The 16,898-nt window shown below is 29.4% G+C and carries 16 protein-coding genes and 1 tRNA gene; 10 read left to right on the top strand and 7 right to left on the bottom strand.

Features of this window, described 5'->3' with window-relative positions; all coding sequences use genetic code 11:
• The first annotated feature begins 64 nt into the window (after positions 1–64).
• The 3 genes from ACMHJW_RS12630 (at position 65) to ACMHJW_RS12620 (ending at position 3,362) form a co-directional block, all read left to right on the top strand.
• Positions 65–2,203, top strand: a complete 2,139-nt coding sequence (locus ACMHJW_RS12630) for a TonB-dependent receptor (RefSeq protein WP_413533774.1) — start codon at positions 65–67, stop codon at positions 2,201–2,203.
• Between the two features lie 177 nt (positions 2,204–2,380).
• Positions 2,381–2,827, top strand: a complete 447-nt coding sequence (locus ACMHJW_RS12625) for a lipocalin family protein (protein ID WP_413533773.1) — start codon at positions 2,381–2,383, stop codon at positions 2,825–2,827.
• An 82-nt stretch (positions 2,828–2,909) separates the two neighbouring features.
• Positions 2,910–3,362, top strand: a complete 453-nt coding sequence (locus tag ACMHJW_RS12620) for a lipocalin family protein (protein ID WP_413533772.1) — start codon at positions 2,910–2,912, stop codon at positions 3,360–3,362.
• Between the two features lie 33 nt (positions 3,363–3,395).
• Here the strand turns inward: ACMHJW_RS12620 and nth are convergent, their stop codons facing one another.
• Positions 3,396–4,016, bottom strand: coding sequence for an endonuclease III (gene nth, locus ACMHJW_RS12615; RefSeq protein ID WP_413533771.1), 621 nt, complete (start codon positions 4,014–4,016; stop codon positions 3,396–3,398).
• 171 nt (positions 4,017–4,187) lie between these two features.
• Here nth and bcp point away from each other — a divergent pair, with 171 nt between their 5' ends.
• Both bcp and recA read left to right on the top strand, forming a co-directional pair.
• Positions 4,188–4,643: a thioredoxin-dependent thiol peroxidase gene (bcp, locus tag ACMHJW_RS12610; RefSeq protein ID WP_413533813.1), complete on the top strand. Its 456-nt coding sequence runs from the start codon at positions 4,188–4,190 to the stop codon at positions 4,641–4,643.
• Positions 4,644–4,654: 11 nt separating this feature from the next.
• Positions 4,655–5,716: a recombinase RecA gene (gene recA, locus ACMHJW_RS12605; RefSeq protein WP_413533770.1), complete on the top strand. Its 1,062-nt coding sequence runs from the start codon at positions 4,655–4,657 to the stop codon at positions 5,714–5,716.
• A gap of 54 nt (positions 5,717–5,770) precedes the next feature.
• Here recA and ACMHJW_RS12600 read toward each other — a convergent pair whose 3' ends face one another.
• From ACMHJW_RS12600 to ACMHJW_RS12590, 3 genes are all read right to left on the bottom strand, one after another.
• The gene (locus ACMHJW_RS12600) at positions 5,771–6,073 is read right to left on the bottom strand and encodes a hypothetical protein (protein ID WP_413533812.1); all 303 of its coding nucleotides are present in this window, start codon (positions 6,071–6,073) and stop codon (positions 5,771–5,773) included.
• Between the two features lie 33 nt (positions 6,074–6,106).
• Positions 6,107–7,264 carry a hypothetical protein gene (locus ACMHJW_RS12595; RefSeq protein WP_413533769.1) on the bottom strand — a complete coding sequence of 386 codons (1,158 nt, stop codon included), beginning with the start codon at positions 7,262–7,264 and terminating at the stop codon, positions 6,107–6,109.
• 292 nt (positions 7,265–7,556) lie between these two features.
• Entirely contained in the window at positions 7,557–8,999 is a 1,443-nt protein-coding gene (locus ACMHJW_RS12590; RefSeq protein ID WP_413533768.1) for a TonB-dependent receptor, read from the bottom strand.
• 42 nt (positions 9,000–9,041) lie between these two features.
• Between ACMHJW_RS12590 and ACMHJW_RS12585 the strand changes: the two genes are divergently transcribed.
• Together ACMHJW_RS12585 and ACMHJW_RS12580 are read left to right on the top strand one after the other, a co-directional pair.
• A complete protein-coding gene (locus tag ACMHJW_RS12585; protein WP_413533767.1) occupies positions 9,042–9,824 on the top strand; it encodes an MBL fold metallo-hydrolase in 783 nt (260 codons plus the stop codon).
• Positions 9,825–9,885: 61 nt separating this feature from the next.
• Positions 9,886–9,966, top strand: a tRNA-Leu gene (locus tag ACMHJW_RS12580).
• 202 nt (positions 9,967–10,168) lie between these two features.
• Here the strand turns inward: ACMHJW_RS12580 and zupT are convergent.
• Complete coding sequence (gene zupT / locus ACMHJW_RS12575) at positions 10,169–10,951, bottom strand: zinc transporter ZupT (RefSeq protein ID WP_413533766.1); 783 nt, start codon at positions 10,949–10,951, stop codon at positions 10,169–10,171.
• 161 nt (positions 10,952–11,112) lie between these two features.
• Here zupT and ACMHJW_RS12570 point away from each other — a divergent pair, with 161 nt between their 5' ends.
• Complete coding sequence (locus ACMHJW_RS12570) at positions 11,113–12,405, top strand: mechanosensitive ion channel family protein (RefSeq protein WP_413533765.1); 1,293 nt, start codon at positions 11,113–11,115, stop codon at positions 12,403–12,405.
• A gap of 19 nt (positions 12,406–12,424) precedes the next feature.
• On the opposite strand, the gene ACMHJW_RS12565 is transcribed toward ACMHJW_RS12570, so the two are convergent.
• Positions 12,425–14,695 (bottom strand): DUF2339 domain-containing protein, encoded by a 2,271-nt coding sequence (locus ACMHJW_RS12565; RefSeq protein ID WP_413533764.1) that lies wholly within the window; start codon positions 14,693–14,695, stop codon positions 12,425–12,427.
• 118 nt (positions 14,696–14,813) lie between these two features.
• Between ACMHJW_RS12565 and porQ the strand changes: the two genes are divergently transcribed.
• Both porQ and cmk read left to right on the top strand, forming a co-directional pair.
• Positions 14,814–15,839 (top strand): type IX secretion system protein PorQ, encoded by a 1,026-nt coding sequence (porQ, locus tag ACMHJW_RS12560; RefSeq protein ID WP_413533763.1) that lies wholly within the window; start codon positions 14,814–14,816, stop codon positions 15,837–15,839.
• Between the two features lie 56 nt (positions 15,840–15,895).
• On the top strand, positions 15,896–16,582 hold the full coding sequence (gene cmk, locus ACMHJW_RS12555; protein WP_413533762.1) for a (d)CMP kinase: 687 nt from the start codon (positions 15,896–15,898) through the stop codon (positions 16,580–16,582).
• Here the strand turns inward: cmk and ACMHJW_RS12550 are convergent.
• On the bottom strand, positions 16,572–16,898 hold a 327-nt coding region (locus ACMHJW_RS12550; RefSeq protein ID WP_413533761.1), incomplete at its 5' end, for a glutaminase. The genes cmk and ACMHJW_RS12550 overlap by 11 nt on opposite strands.

Here is a 16,898-nt window from a genome sequence, read left to right as displayed (position 1 = left end):
CATTCGCGCGTTAATTATAAAAAGTGTAAGATGGCTCCTTTCATAATGTTTATTAAAATAAATTATGAAAAGGTCGATTTTTTTATTGTCATTATTTGGTGCATCAATTCTATATGCACAAGAGAACGATTCAATCCAGAAAAAGGAAATTCAACTTGATGAAGTTTCTATCGTAGAAAAACTTCCCATTACAGTGGAAAAAGTAACACACAAAATGTTACAAAAGAAAAACTTGGGACAAGATGTACCAACTTTATTAAATGCTGCTACATCAGTTTCGATTACTTCCGATACAGGAACAGGAATTGGTTATTCTTCTGTTAGAATACGAGGACTTAATGAGCAGTCAATAAATGTTACACTGAATGGTATTCCTCTAAATAATGCCGAATCTCAAGGTGTATTTTGGGTAAATATGCCAGATTTAGCTTCATCTGCAAGTTCAATTATGATTCAGAGAGGGGTTGGAACATCTTCTAACGGAATGGCATCATTTGGAGCAAGTATTAATATAGATTCTCAAAATCCATCTTCAGTTCCTTTTACTGAAGCGAATGTTTCATTCGGAAATTTTAAAACACAAAAGTATACAGTTCAGGCAGGTACGGGTAAAATCTTAAATAATAAATTAAGTATTGATGGACGATTTTCTAAGATAAATTCAGATGGTTACAAAGATAGATCGTGGTCAGATTTAATCTCTTATGATTTTACTGCTTTATATGAATTGAATGAAAAAACAAAGTTTAGATTTCAAAATATGTTTGGTAAAGAACAAACGTATCAAGCTTGGAGTGGTGTAGATGCTGAAACTTTAAAAAAAGATAGAAGATACAATCCTGAAGGAGAAATTACAGATGATGAAGGAAAAGTAATTGGTTTCTATAATAACCATACTGATAATTATACACAGAATCATTATTTTCTTTCGTGGCTTCAAGATTTTGGAAATAGTTGGAAATCTAATTTAACGTTCCATTATACAAAAGGTAAAGGATATTACGAGAGCTATAAAAATGATAGAAAATTAAATCGCTATAAAATTGCTGGATACGAAAATGAATCTCGTAATTTAATTAATCGTGAATATCTAGATAATGATTTTTATGGATTTAATCTCGAAGTTGAAAATCAACGTTTAAATGATTTCAAAGTATTCTTCGGACTTTCTGCAAACGAATATGACGGAGATCATTACGGAAATGTATTGTGGGTAAAAGATGTCCAATGGAACAACAAAAATTTTAAATATTACAATAATCGCTCAGTAAAAAAACAGTTAGCTGCTTATGCAAAGGTTCTATATAAATTAAATAAGTTTGAATTCTTTGGAGATATACAATACCGTTACGTTGATTACGATGCAAAATATTTACCAAATGGAGAGAACAAGAAGGAAGATTTTGAACCATTTTCTGATACATTCAATTTTGTGAACCCAAAAGGAGGAATTAATTTTAATATTAATCATTCAAATGTTTTATACGCTTCTTATGGAATTTCGCATAGAGAACCTTTGAGAAGTGATTATGTTGATTCTAAGTCCAAACCTAAGGAAGAATTCTTACAAGATTATGAATTAGGATATAGAAAAATGGGGCAGCTTTCTTTAAGTGCTAATTTGTACTATATGGATTATAGAAATCAATTGGTCGCGACAGGAGAATTAAATGAAGTTGGAGCTCGAAAACGTATCAATTCAGGTAAAAGTTACAGAAGAGGAATAGAATTAGATGCAAACTATAAAATTATTCCTGATCGATTGAATATTTTTGGAAACTTGACTGTAAGTCAGAATAAAAATACAAATTATGAAGAAGAAGCTTGGGATGAAGCTGGAAAATCATATGTGAAGAAGTTTGGAAAAACTAAAATTGCACTTTCTCCAGATGTAATTTCTGCTTTTGGTTTTGAAGCTGTACCATTCAAAAATGTCTTAATTAATTTAACCAATAAATATGTTGGTGATCAATATTTATCTAATACAGAACCAGCAGATGGTAAACTAGATAGTTATTTGGTTTCAGATTTATTAATACGTTATTCACCAAAAGTAAAAGGAATCAAAAATCTTGAATTTTCATTCTTAATCAATAATTTATTTGATGTTAAATACGAATCGAATGGTTATTATTACGGAGGAGGATATTATTTTCCTCAAGCTGGAATAAATGTTTTGGGCGGAGTTAGTATTAGATTATAAATAAAAGAAGCTCGAGAAATTCTCGAGCTTTTTTACTCTTCAATATAGTGTATCAAACCTAAAAAATCATTGCTATTTTGTCTGCAATTAGATATTTGTCGGAAGTTTCTAGTATGAATTCTGTCATTTTTTTATTTGATAAGATAAAAAAGTATCTTTACAAGGTAAATCAATCTTATGAAAAAAATTATTTTATTTTTATTAATATTATTCTCTCCTAAAATGTTTTCTCAAAAATTAAATCCTGATAATGTGATTGGTTTTTGGAAATTACAAGAATCTGGCTTTTATGAAAATGGCAAAAAAGTGTCTAAAGAATTTGATGATTGCCAGTTAATGAGAAATTATACAATTTGGGATAATGGAGATGCTATTTATAATTATGTAGAAGGAAGTAATGGCAATTGTTTTCCTAGTGAGCCCCGATTAACATTGTGGCGAATTGTTGATAATAGAATTCAATTTTACATTGATGATTATGTTTATGAGGATGTAATAGTGAAAATTAATCAAGATGAAACGATAACTTTTGAAACATATATTGATAAAAAAATTGTAGATTCAGATAAGGAATTTGAGAAAATAGCAAACACAATCAGTTATGATATTTTACGTAAACAATAAATAAAATAAGTTTTCTAGTTTATTTTTATCTTCACTTTAAGTCATCCTAAATCTTTATTTTTACCAAATAATTATTGACCGAATGAAAAATATATTCAACCTATTTTTAGCATCAATTTTATTGTTCTCTGTTCTTTCATGCCAAGAAGACAATTCTTTGCCTATCTCTCAAGATCAATTATTACGGTCAGGAAAATGGCAATTGAAAGAAATTATAAAAGTAAGCGGAAATATAAGGGAAGCAGATAAACTTTTAGCTTGTGAACGACAATCGACATTAGATTTTTCGGATGTTAAGAATTACAATTCTATAATGTATAGAACAGAAAACGGAAATTGTTTGGAAGAAAAAACTTCTGGGACTTATGTTTATAATACATCTAAAACAAGTCGTTCGTTGAAAATGGAAACAAAAGATAAAAATTTAGAATATTATGTAAAGCAGTTAGATCCTCAATTTTTGATTTTACAAGATACATTGGGTAAAGGTGATGAGAGAAAGCTTCGTTTACAAGTTTTTGAAATTATAAAATAAAAAAATACCTTCCGATTCACGGAAGGTATTTTTTTATTCAAACATTTTTCGAGTTATGAAATCTTTATCCAAACTCCAAGCTCTTGCGGGAGAATATTCTCGTCCGTAATAGATGATTTGAATATGCAATTTGTTCCACAATTCTTTTGGGAAAATTTTCTTCGCATCTTTTTCCGTCTCTTCAACGTTTTTACCTTTTGTTAATTTCCATAATTTCATTAAACGATGAATATGTGTATCAACAGGAAAAGCAGGATGACCAAACCATTGCGACATAACAACCGAAGCAGTTTTGTGTCCAACGCCAGGTAATTCTTCTAATTCTTCAAAGCTTTCAGGAACTTCGCCGTTGTATTTTTCAAGTAATATTTCGGATAATCTTTTAATGTTTTTTGCCTTTGTGTTTGATAAGCCAATCTCACGGATATAATGTTTTATTTCATCCACTTCTAACATCGACATTGCTTTGGCATTTGCAGCTTTTGCAAATAATTCGGGCGTTACTTGGTTCACTTTTTTATCTGTTGTTTGAGCAGATAATAACACAGCAATTAATAATGTAAAAGCATCTTGATGGTCTAATGGAATAGGCGGTACAGGATATAATTTTTCCAATTCATCAATCACAAATTGAACACGTTCTTTCTTTAGCATCATAAGTTTTAGACTTTTGTGTAAATGTATAATTTTTATCTTGATTATTTTATAGCGACTTATTTTGTCGTTGTGTAGCGTTATATTTGTACTATAAATGAAAGATTAATTAGTTAAATCAGTTACGATTCGATATTTAATCATTATTTTTACGAGAAGTTCTAAAGACAAATCAAGATGTTAAAAATAGGAGATAAAGTTCCAGATTTTAAAGGAATTGATCAAGATGGAAAAGAAATTTCATACCAAGATTTTGTAGGAAAAAAATTGGTAGTATTTTTTTATCCAAAAGCAAGTACACCAGGTTGCACAGCAGAAGCGTGTGATTTACGAGATAATGAAAATGCTCTGAAAGCACAAGGATATCATTTGGTCGGAGTAAGTGCAGATTCTGTAAAGAGACAAAAGAATTTTGCAGAGAAAAACAATTTGTCTTTCCCTTTGCTTGCAGATGAAAATCATGATATTTTGAATGCATTTGGTGTTTGGGGACCAAAGAAATTTATGGGACGCGAATTTGATGGAATACATCGTACAACTTTTATCATTGATGAAAAAGGAATAATTACAGATGTAATTGAAAAAGTAAAAACAAAAGAACACGCAAAACAAATTTTAGAAAAATAAAAAATAATATAATGAGCGATTTAGATAATAAAAAGAAAGCATTACAGCTTATTCTAGATAAGATGGATAAAGCTTACGGAAAAGGAACTGTAATGCGTATGGGAGATTCTGCTGTTGATGATAAAATAGAAGTTATTCCTTCGGGATCATTAGGACTAGATTTAGCGTTAGGAGTTGGAGGTTATCCTCGTGGACGTGTAATCGAAATTTATGGACCAGAATCATCAGGGAAAACAACATTAACGTTACATGCAATTGCAGAAGCTCAGAAAGCTGGTGGAATAGCTGCTTTTATCGATGCAGAACATGCATTTGATCGTTTTTATGCTGCAAAATTAGGTGTTGATGTAGAGAATTTAATTATTTCTCAACCAGACAATGGAGAACAAGCATTAGAAATTGCAGACAATTTAATTCGTTCGGGAGCGATAGATATTATTGTAATAGACTCTGTTGCCGCTCTTACGCCTAAGGCAGAAATTGAAGGAGAAATGGGAGATTCTCGTATGGGATTACAAGCTCGTTTAATGTCTCAAGCTTTGCGTAAATTAACAGGAACGATTAATAAGACAAAATGTACAGCAATTTTTATTAATCAATTACGTGAAAAAATTGGTGTAATGTTCGGGAATCCAGAAACTACAACAGGAGGTAATGCCTTAAAATTCTATGCATCTGTTCGTTTGGATATCCGTCGTTCTACACAAATTAAAAATGGTGACGAAGTTATCGGAAATCATTCTAAAGTAAAAGTTGTTAAAAATAAAGTTGCTCCTCCATTCCGTCAAGCAGAGTTTGATATTATGTATGGCGAAGGTATTTCTAAAGTTGGAGAAATTTTGGATATGGGTGTTGAGAAAGGAATTGTTAACAAATCTGGATCTTGGTATTCGTACAACGATAGCAAATTAGGACAAGGTCGCGATGCTGTAAAAGAAGTATTGAGAGATAATCCTGAATTGGCAGAAGAAATTGAAGCAAAAATTGTTGCATTAATCAAAGGAGAACCAACATCTGGTGAAGTTTCTGTTGATAATCCAGCAGATGAAGCAGAATTATTTGCAGAAGATTAATTTGAAATTTCATATATAAATGATTTTAAGCTCTGAGGAAACTCAGAGCTTTTTTTAATTACAATTCTTTTTGATATCCTCTATTGTTGGATTGTATAAATTATTTGTTGTAATCAAATAAAATTTATTATCTGAATTTGAAACAATTTTTTTAATTGCACAATATTCAGAAAGTTTAGGGTTTTCAAAAATTTCGATTGCACGACTATTACCGTTAGGATGAATAATTGATGTTAAATTATTTAAACCTTTTAGGGATTTCAAATTTTTATTACCCGAAATAGTGAAATTTCCACCATAAATACTTTCTAAATTATCCAATCCAGATAAGTCTTCTAAAGAATTATTATAATTTATACTTATTTCTGCATTATCAAATGTTCCTTTTAATTATTTTATATTTTCAAGACCTTTTAATGAGATTAATGAAGGATTTTCATATAAGTGAATTTGTATTTTAACATCCTTGAATGAAGTAAGATTTTTGAGTTTCTTATTATTCTTTATAAATAAATAATCTGTTTCAACACCTTTTATTCCATCCAAATTTACTAAACTATTGTTATTAGAAAAATTTATGTATTCTGCACTTTTAAAATTAGGAAAACTAAGTTTAGATAAATTGTCATTATTTAAAATATTAAAAGCCCAATTAATAGTTTCTAAGTTAGGGAATGAGATTTCACTTAATGATTGATTATTTTCAATATGAAGACCTTCAGTTTTTTTTAATGATTGAAAATTATTTACTGTAGAAAGCTTTTTATTACTACTTATTGTGGTTCCATAAGCAGCTAATTCTAATTTCTCGAAACTATTATTTAGCGTAATTAGATTATCATTTTTATTAATAGATATGCTAGATAATTTCCATAATGATTTAAAGGAATCTATTACTTTTAGATTTGGATTATTATGTATCTGTAAGTCAGTGTAATTAATGTAAAGTTTATTAAATGAATTAATTGTTTCTAAATTAGGGTTATTCGAGATTGATAATGAAGAATAATTAGTTGTGAATTCTTTAAAACCTTCTATTTTTTTTAAATTTTTATTATTACTTATATTAATTCCATAATAAAATCTGAGACTTCCAGATCCAATTGATTTCAATTTATTAAAACTGTTAAGGTTTTCAATGTTAGAGTTTTCAATATTTAAACGGTAAAGTTCTAAAATTTCAATTGAATTGAGACCAGAAATGTCATTTACACTTCCTGTGATAATTAAAGATGAACTATTGATTTTTTGTCTGATACTTGTATAATTTTTTGACACTAGTTCGTTTAATTTTTCTTGAGTGTCTATAATTAAATCTTTATAAATATATAAAACGTTGTCTTCTATTAGTTTATGCTCGATCTCATTTCCTAGATAATATTTATCTTTAATCTTGGCGTAAGATTTTATATATAATGTTTTGTTGTTAACAAGATCTCCTAATAAAGTATATAGTTTATTGTTTTTTATTTGAGATTTAAAAATTTTCATATTTTTATTTGGAGATACATCTTTAACTGTATCAACTATAAATCCATACTCAGTCATTAAATTTACATCATCGATTTTGAAATCTGCATTTAATTCAAGAGAATATAAACTTTCGTTTGTAACGGGTAAAGTAGTTAATTCAATTGGTTTTTTTTCTTTTAAAATTTGAGAATCATCATCGTTTGTACATGAAAAAATAAATAAAATAAAAGAGAAAAAAGAGAATAAGATGTAATAATATTTCATAAATAAAATTAGTAGTAATTAAAAATATAAAATAAGGTTAAAAAAATAGTTAACCTTATTATTATGTTGTATTCATTTTTTAGACATAATATTATTAAAAAAATTACTCCAAAATATATTTTAATTTATAACCAAACATTCCACGATCTTTGATTATATCGGCAACACCTTCGGGACATTCGTTTTCCCAATCTTGTTCGGCATTCGCTATTTTTTCTAAAATTCGGCGCGAATAAGAATCTAAATAACTTCTATTGTAATTCAGTATATCTTGAATTCTTCCGTTATATAAGAAATATTTGTACAATTCATGTACATTATCACTTACTTGTAGATTTTTTGATGTCAATAGAATATCTTTTTCTTTGTCTAAATATGGATACAGATAAACTTTTACATTTTTCTTGAATAGTTTTCCGAAAGCTTCCATAATTCCTCCTGGTAAATCGGCATAATATTGCTCATTGAAAATTTCAATCAAATTATTAACGCCCATTGCTAAACCAATTTTAGTTTGATTTCTGGTGAATTTTGAGAAATAATCAACCAATTTATAATATTCAGAAAAATTAGAAATAATAACATTGTAGCCCAAACTTCCAATAATATCAGCACGATCTAAGAAATCTCGTTCGTTTAATTTTCCTTCAAAACCAGAAGCGATCAAATTAGAAAGTGTGATTTCGAATAAAATTTCAGTATTATCATTTCGAACATCATCTTCTTGTTTGAAAATCTCTAAACCTCCTTTGAACATATCCATATTCACATTCATAAAAGGACGGAAAGAACCACGAACAGCAAAGATGTTTTTTTTGTATAATAAGTCGGCTGGTAAAATATTTTTTCCTTGCGGATTAAAAACTGCAACATCTGTCATTCCGTTTTTAACTAATTGAAGTGACATTAAACGGTTATCAACATATTTGAATTGTGGCCCACGGAAATTAATCATGTCAATTTCTAATTGATCTTTGTCCAATGTATCGTACAAAGATTTTATTAATTTTCTTGGATTGTCATAATAGTAATATGCACCGTAAATTAAATTAACACCCAAAACACCTAAAGTTTCTTGTTGTAATTGAGCAGTATTTTCTTTGAATTTTACATGAAAAATAATCTCGTTCGCTTTTTCTTCTTCTGCATTTAGTTTGAAACGTAAACCTATCCAACCTTGACCTTCATTTTTCTTCGAATAGTCGATTGTTGTTACCGTATTTGCATACGTAAAAAAAGCTTTTTCTTTGTAATGGTCATGAATAAGACGTTCTTTCATCAATTCCATTTCATGATCTAACATCTTTTTAAGACGAGCTTGAGTAACATAGCGACGATTTTCTTGTACACCATATATAGAATCGGACATTTCCTTATCATAGGCGCTCATAGCTTTTGCAACAGTTCCTGAAGCAGCTCCAGCACGATAAAAAAAACGAACGGTCTCTTGACCTGCTCCAATTTCTGCAAAAGAACCGTAGATTTTCGGATTCAAATTAATCTCTAAAGCTTTTTGTTTAGGTGTAAGAACTTGTTCTAATGCCATATTTTAATTTCAAATAGTTTGTGGTAAATTTACCAAATCATTATGGCTAAATCAAATATAAAAATACATTTTTTAGGAACAGGAACTTCGCAAGGAATTCCTATTATAGGAAGCGATCATCCTGTATGTTTATCAACAAATCAAAAAGATAAACGTTTGCGTTCTTCTTTATTATTGGAAAAGGATGGCAAGATTATAACAATTGATAGTGGACCAGATTTTAGGCAACAAATGTTGCGTTATAATGCTCAAAGATTAGATGGGATATTATATACGCATGAACATAATGATCATGTAATGGGCTTGGATGATATTCGTCCATTAGTTTTTAAATCTGGAAAAGATATGAATGTTTATGGTTTGGAACGTGTGCTAAATGAATTGCATCATCGTTTTCCATATATGTTTGTTGAGCATAAATATCCCGGTGTTCCTACGGTTATTGAGAACGTCATAAAAGAGAAATCGTTTTCAGTTGCTGGTTTTAAAATTGAACCTATAAAAATTATGCATGGAACTTTACCTATTTTGGGTTATTTGATTGATGATAAAGTTGCTTATTTAACAGATGTAAAAACAATTCCAGCAGAATCTCTTGAGAAACTAAAAGGAGTTGAAGTTTTAATCATAAGTGCATTGCGAGTTGAACAAGAACATTTTTCGCATATTTTGTTAGATGAAGCTATTCAGTATTCAGATTTGATAGGAGCAAAAGAAACTTATTTTACGCATATATCACATTATTTAGGTTTTCATGATGTTGTAGAAAAGCAATTGCCAAAAGGTAAACATTTGGCTTACGATATGTTAGAAATAATTCTGTGAAAAGTTTAAAAAAACATTTGGAAAAATAAATAAACTAACACTATATTTGCAATCCATAAAGGCTCGGATGGCGGAATTGGTAGACGCGCACGACTCAAACTCGTGTTCCTTTGGAGTGTGGGTTCGATTCCCACTCCGAGTACTAGAAAAGCTCGAAACAAATGTTTCGAGCTTTTTTTATAATGTTAATATTACTTCTTAATACTTACTTAACAATCTAATGATATTCTATTAAGCTTTGTGTTTAGTTTCTTGTATACATTTGCAGTAACAAAATCCTCATGTGTTAATTTATATCATTTCTTAAAAATTACTTCTCTTTTAGGGAAGTTTTTTTTATGTTTTTAATTTAGAAATATAAGACTAACAGCCATAATAAACATTCCCAAAACAATTCCGTATGTTGACAGCTTTTTACCAGCATATTCTTTTGCGGTAGGAATTAATTCATTGATAGAAATATAAACCATCATTCCTGCAACACTTGCGAAAATAGCACCAAAAATAGATTCGTCAAAAAATTGTAATAAAACAAAATAACCAATCACAGCGCCTATAGGTTCAGTCAATCCAGATAGAAAAGAATATAAAAATGCTTTTTTTCTATTTTTTGTCGCATAATATATGGGCACAGCAACAGCGATTCCTTCGGGAATATTATGAATCGCAATAGCAACAGCAATGGAAAGACCATATGCCGGATTTTCTAGCGCAGACAAAAAAGTAGCTAAACCTTCTGGGAAATTGTGAATAGATAAAGCTAAAGCAGAAAATATCCCTAAACGCAAAAGTTTTTGATCGTTGGTTTCCGTTTCTTTTTCTTCACAAAGATGAAAAGGTAATAATTTATCAATTAATATAATAACTAAAATCCCAATAAAAAATCCTAATAAAGTGTAGGTAGAACCTAATTTTTCTCCAAAAACAATCGAAAGAGATTCTTTAGCTTTTGTCAAAATTTCTACAAATGAAACATAAAGCATAACGCCAGCAGAAATTCCTAACATGATTCCTAAGAATTTTGGATTGAATTTTTTGTACAATAAACACAAAAGACTTCCAATTCCAGTACTGATTCCAGCAAGAAATGTTAAACTAAAAGCAAATATCAAAGGATTTGATAACATTAATTTTAATAAATAAGTTAGATTAATCTAACAAATATAAACCATTCTTTACTTTGAATCAAAATAAATTAATAGTTTAAATATTTTTCAATCTAATTACTCAATTTTTGTAATTTATGAAAAGGATAAACTTATTTTTGTCAAATTAGTTTATGATTTAGATGGAACTTTTAGACGAAAATATTCAAAGCGATTTATATCGTTCAACATTAGAAATAATTGCCAAGCTAGGGCTTTCAAGTTATTCAACCACGATAATGACAACAATTTTGTTATCGATATCACTTGTGATTATCTTATATGTAATCGATTTTTTATTGCGAAAAGTGTTGTTATTAGTTTTAACAAACGCGATTCAGAAAAGTAAAACGAAGATAGATGATTTACTAGTGAAGAATAGAGTTTTGCAATTCGCAACACACATTGTTCCTATAATTGTAGCAAAAGAAGCCATTCCATTTATCTTCAGAGGATTTCCGAATTGGATAAAAATAGCCATGCAAATCACCGATATTGCATTAGTTATAATAGTTGGTTTATTATTTAATGCGGTTTTTAAAACATTTCGAGATCTTCTCCGCAGCAAAAAATCTTTTGCAGACAAACCAATTGATAGTTATGTACAAGTAATGAGTATTACACTGTTTTTTGTTTGTGGAATTCTTATTTTTTCAATTGTTACAGGAAAATCTCCAATCACATTTTTAGTTTCTTTGGGAGCTGCTTCAGCTATTTTAATGTTGATTTTTAAAGATTTTATTTTAGGTTTTGTAGCAAGCATTCAGGTTTCTATGAATGATATGGTTCGAGTTGGCGATTGGATTGAAATGACAAAATATGGCGCAGATGGAACAGTAATCGAGATCAATTTAGGAACAGTAAAAGTTCAGAATTTTGATAAAACAATTACAACAATTCCTACTTATGCTTTGGTTTCAGATTCGTTTCGCAATTATCGTGGAATGCAAAACGCTGGAGGAAGAAGAATAAAACGTTCAATCAATATCAAGATAAATTCCATTCGGTTTTTAACAGAAGAAGAAATCGAAGAGTTGAAAAAAATTCGAATGCTTCACGATTTTATTGTAGATAGAACAAACGAAATTAATCAATATAATGTTTCGAATAAAGTTGATCCTACAGTTTTAGTAAATGGCAGAAGAATGACGAATATCGGTTTGTTTCGACAATATATCAAGACATATACATATAATAGCCCAAAAATTAGAACAGATTTAATGTTCGAGGTTCGGCAACTTCAGTCAACAGAACATGGCGTTCCAATTGAGTTATTTATGTTTACCAATACAACTGTTTGGAATGAATATGAAGTGATTATGGCAGATATTTTTGATCATATTTTTGCTATTGTTCCATTCTTCCATTTAGAGATTTTCGAATCGCCTTCTTCAGACGATATGCGTTTTATAGGAGATGTTTTAAAAGAAAAATAATTAACAAAGAAGCTGAACATTATTGTTCAGCTTCTTTGTTTTCGTTTGGTTTTTCAATCAAATTAACCATTAAATTTTTTAGTTTTTGATACATAAAAGAAGTTAATAAAATTAAAATTCCTAAAACAATAAAAGATATTATTCTGAAAATGTTGCTCATTTCCCAAACATCAACAAGATATAATTTCAGAATAATCAATCCAAATAATATAATTCCAACAAGAGGAAAACCTTTCAGTTGTTTTTTCAATCCGAAATAAATCAATGCAAATCCTATAATTGCCCAAATAATTGGTAATAATATCATTCGGAAAATATCAGTTTGATGATAAAAGTTAGATGATGTTTCATCAAGTGTGATGAACATAAACGTATTGTAAATTTCAAAACTAATAACATAAACTAAGAAGAACATACAAACGATTTGTTTTGTATTAGAAATTGAGAAATCACGATCTTTTACAACCGAATAAGTAATGTAAATGGTAGGAATTAGATAAGTCAAATAAAGTAAATAACTGCCAAGGTTATGATTTGTATCGTATATTAAATTCGGAATATCTGCGCAAATTGGTAAAAATAGCACACAAATACTTGCTGAAATTTGTAGAACAAGTTGCAATCTATTTCCTAAATTCAGTTTTTGACGAAGAGTTAAAATAAAAGCAATAAAGAACAATGTATAAATAAAAACATAACTTAAAATCATTGCGGAATTGAAATAAGGTTCGATTTGATAAATTAATTCGAACAAAATTCCTGTGTACATCAATAAAATGGAGATTAAGATGAAAATAAACTTAGAATGATTGAGCTTAAATCCTAAAAATTGTTCTTCGTTTTCGAAATCATTCATTAAATAAATATTCACAATAGAACAAATAAGCGCAATAAAACTTGTGATAAAAACATGATTGAAAATGATAGTTAAATGTTTTGTGCTATCTATATAATCAAACCAATTAATGCATAAAGCAATTAATAGAAATGGAAACATTGCGATGAAAAAGATTTTGAAAATATTTTCTCTACTTTTTTTCCAAAGAAATAATAATAAAGTCGATTCAATTGCGAAACAAATCGAAACAACATTGGCTTTGAATTGTAATGCAATTGCAGTTGTTATCAAAGCAATGCTTAAACCAATTAAAGTGCTTTGTAATAAATTGTGTTTTGATGTTTTGTAGATATAAAATGCAGCAAATGCGTTTATCAATCCAAATAAAAATGTTATCAAACCATTATTATTCCCAATAATAAAATAATAAACAGAAGAAATTAAGATTGTAGATAAAATTGTATTAAAAATAAAGAAAAGCGAATTCCAAACTGAAAATTCTCCTTTTTTGAAATAATTAAGTAAGCTTGTTAGTGTAAAAATAAGGTAAAGCAAACCAAAGAAAAGATATTGGGTTGAGGTTTTGGAATTATCAATCCACGCAATACTATATATAAAGGTAAAGCCAAATGCAATAAATGAAATGATTTCCCAATTTTTGCGCCAAGCCATATAAAGCATACTTAGATTAAGAATTGATAAATAACCAAACAGAAAAATAAAATTGCTTTCGCCCGAACTAACCATTAATGGAGCAGTAAAACCACCAATGATTGAGAAAATGGCTAAAACTTGTCGATTATATAACATTGCCATTACAATAGAAAAAATTGTTACGATTGTTATCAATCCAAAAGCTGTATTCTGAGAAAATAATTGATATTCGCGAAAGGCAATTGTTAATGTAAAATATAAAATGGCTAATCCGCCGCCAATTAATATAGAAGAAAAGATTTCGTAGTTTTTTCTGATTTTGTGTGCAATGCCAATAATTCCTAAACCAACAACAATTCCAATTATCATACGGAAAGTTTCTTTAACCCAATTTTGATCAATTGCATATTTCACGAAATAACCAATTCCAAGAACTAATGTTACAATCCCGAAAATCGTTAAGAAATTGTCTTTAATAAAAGCAATTGCATTGTTCAGGTTTTTATCAAAAATACTTTCAGTAGTTTGTCTTGGTGGAACTTCGTCAAAAATTTCTTTTGGTGGTTCTACCTTGTTATATGAAACAATTTCTGGTTGAGGTTCAGTTTTTTTCTCTTCAATTATTTTAGGTTGTTCAACAATTGATTTTAATTCAGGTTTAGTTTCCTTTTCATCAATTTGTTCTTGCAAATATTTTAACTTATTTTCTTGAGAATCAAGTTGTTTTTTTAATTTCGAGATTTTATTGAACAAAATGAAAATTAGCACGAAAATAAAAATGGTAATAAAAAATTCCATAAAGTATTTATTAGGTGAATTGAAGTTAAGCTTTTTTTTCAGAAACCTTAAAATATTGTTTCATTTATACCAAAATCATTCTGTTTCCGTTATTCTACAAAATCTTTATTTTTGCTAAATGTTTAAAAAGCTAAGTACATTATTGTTTATCGCACTTTCGTCTTCGATTTTTGCGCAAGATGGAACGCGTGTTTACGAGTTTTTGAACATTACAACTTCTCCTCGCCAAGCTGCTTTGGGAGGAAATGCATCGACTTCTTGGGATGCCGATCCAAATTCTTCTTTATGGAATCCTGCATTGATGAATCGTGAACAACATGGACAATTCGGAATTAATTATGTCAATTATATTGCAGATGTAGATTTCGGAACATTTTCTACGGTTTATGAAATTGATAAAGAGAATTTTTTGTCTCTTCATGGACAATATGTCGATTATGGAAAATTAGTTGGAACAGATCAGAATGGAAATTTCACAGGAAATTTCAAAGCAAATGATGCAGCGATTACAGTTGGTTATGCTCGCGTTTTGGGAGATTATTGGACAATTGGAGCAAATTTAAAATATATAAATTCGACAATCGAATCGTACAAATCTTCTGCAATAGCTGGAGATATAGGAGTTTCTTATCACGATTTCGATAAAAATATCGATGTATCGTTGGTTGTGCGAAACATAGGAGGACAAATTCAAACTTATAATGGTAAAAAGGAAGATATGCCAACGCAAGTTAACTTGGGAATTTCGCATCGATTGGAACATGTACCGTTAGAATTTACGCTTTCTTTACATGATTTGCAGAAGTTTGATATTTCTCAACCTTATAATAAAAATGGAGAAGAAGTTTCTGGTGGACGAAAAATAATAGATCATGTTTCTGTAGGAGCAGAATTATTTCCAGAATCAGATTTCAATATGCGTTTAGGATATAATTTTAAACGAGGAAATGAATTAGCCGCGGAAGGAATTCGCTCATTATCTGGATTAACATATGGTTTTGGAATTCGTGTAAATGCTTTCCGATTCGAATATAGTCATGCGAATTACCATAAATCAGGAGGATCTAATCATTTTGGTTTGATAATCAATTTAGATCGTATTATTCAAGGACGAGATTATTGGAGAAGTAATCCTTGGTTATAAAAACTTTTCAAACAACGAAACGATAAAATATTATCTTTGTGTTCAATTCTATTTAGATGAAAGAAAATTTAATTATTGCAATCGACGGATATTCTTCTACAGGAAAAAGTTCGATGTCAAAAATTATTGCAAAAAATCTTGGTTATACACATATTGATAGCGGTGCAATGTATCGCGCTGTAACTTTATATGCATTTCAACATAATTATATTGTCGATAATAAGATTGATGAGCAATCATTGGTTAATAACTTGTCTAAAATTAAAATAGAATTTAAGCAAGATTCAACTACTCAGAAGAATATTACGTATTTAAATGGTAAAAATGTAGAAGCTGACATTCGTACCATGCAAGTTTCTAAAATGGTGAGTCCAATTTCTGAAATTCCTGCGGTTCGTGATTATTGCGTTGCGCTTCAACAACAAATGGGAGAAAAGGGAAGTATTGTAATGGATGGCCGCGATATAGGAACGACTGTTTTTCCTTATGCAGATATCAAAATTTTTGTTACAGCTTCGCCTGAAGTTCGTGCAGAACGCCGTTTTTTAGAATATCAACAACAAGGAAAAAATATTCCTTTGGATGAGGTTTTAAAAAATGTAAATGAAAGAGATTATATCGATTCTCATCGTGCATATTCGCCACTTCGTAAAGCTGATGATGCAATAGAAGTGGATAATTCGAATATGAATTTAGAAGAAACTGTAAATAAAGTGATGGAAATTATTCAATCTAAAAAATAGAATCTTCTGTTGCAGTTGTAAATTCTTCCAAAAATTTCATTCCTCTGTAAGAATTTCCCTTCGGATTTAATTTAGGGCTCCAAACAGAAACGATATAATATTTTGGCATTATTGCAACAATTCCACCGCCAACACCACTTTTTCCAGGTAAACCTACACGAAAGGCAAATTCGCCAGATTCGTCATAGAAACCACATGTTTGCATAATAGCGTTGATTCTTTTTGTTTGGCTGACATTCAAAATTTGATGATCATCAAATAAGTTTTTCCCTTTATTCGCTAAAAAAGAAAAAGTTTTACTCAATTCCATGCATGT

Source organism: Empedobacter brevis, from assembly GCF_965118635.1.
GTDB lineage: Bacteria > Bacteroidota > Bacteroidia > Flavobacteriales > Weeksellaceae > Empedobacter > Empedobacter brevis_A.
The sequence above is the reverse complement of the archived record's forward strand: the minus strand, read 5'-3'. Positions and strand labels throughout refer to the sequence as shown.

Excerpts from the sequence above, each read along its gene's own strand:
- nth (WP_413533771.1), bottom strand. The coding sequence starts at position 4,016 with ATGCTAAAGAAAGAACGTGTTCAATTTGTGATTGATGAATTGGAAAAA.
- ACMHJW_RS12570 (WP_413533765.1), top strand. The coding sequence starts at position 11,113 with ATGGAACTTTTAGACGAAAATATTCAAAGCGATTTATATCGTTCAACA.
- ACMHJW_RS12590 (WP_413533768.1), bottom strand. The coding sequence starts at position 8,999 with ATGGCATTAGAACAAGTTCTTACACCTAAACAAAAAGCTTTAGAGATT.
- recA (WP_413533770.1), top strand. The coding sequence starts at position 4,655 with ATGAGCGATTTAGATAATAAAAAGAAAGCATTACAGCTTATTCTAGAT.
- ACMHJW_RS12565 (WP_413533764.1), bottom strand. The coding sequence starts at position 14,695 with ATGGAATTTTTTATTACCATTTTTATTTTCGTGCTAATTTTCATTTTG.
- ACMHJW_RS12620 (WP_413533772.1), top strand. The coding sequence starts at position 2,910 with ATGAAAAATATATTCAACCTATTTTTAGCATCAATTTTATTGTTCTCT.
- porQ (WP_413533763.1), top strand. The coding sequence starts at position 14,814 with ATGTTTAAAAAGCTAAGTACATTATTGTTTATCGCACTTTCGTCTTCG.
- zupT (WP_413533766.1), bottom strand. The coding sequence starts at position 10,951 with ATGTTATCAAATCCTTTGATATTTGCTTTTAGTTTAACATTTCTTGCT.
- ACMHJW_RS12585 (WP_413533767.1), top strand. The coding sequence starts at position 9,042 with ATGGCTAAATCAAATATAAAAATACATTTTTTAGGAACAGGAACTTCG.
- ACMHJW_RS12630 (WP_413533774.1), top strand. The coding sequence starts at position 65 with ATGAAAAGGTCGATTTTTTTATTGTCATTATTTGGTGCATCAATTCTA.
- ACMHJW_RS12595 (WP_413533769.1), bottom strand. The coding sequence starts at position 7,264 with ATGACTGAGTATGGATTTATAGTTGATACAGTTAAAGATGTATCTCCA.
- cmk (WP_413533762.1), top strand. The coding sequence starts at position 15,896 with ATGAAAGAAAATTTAATTATTGCAATCGACGGATATTCTTCTACAGGA.
- ACMHJW_RS12625 (WP_413533773.1), top strand. The coding sequence starts at position 2,381 with ATGAAAAAAATTATTTTATTTTTATTAATATTATTCTCTCCTAAAATG.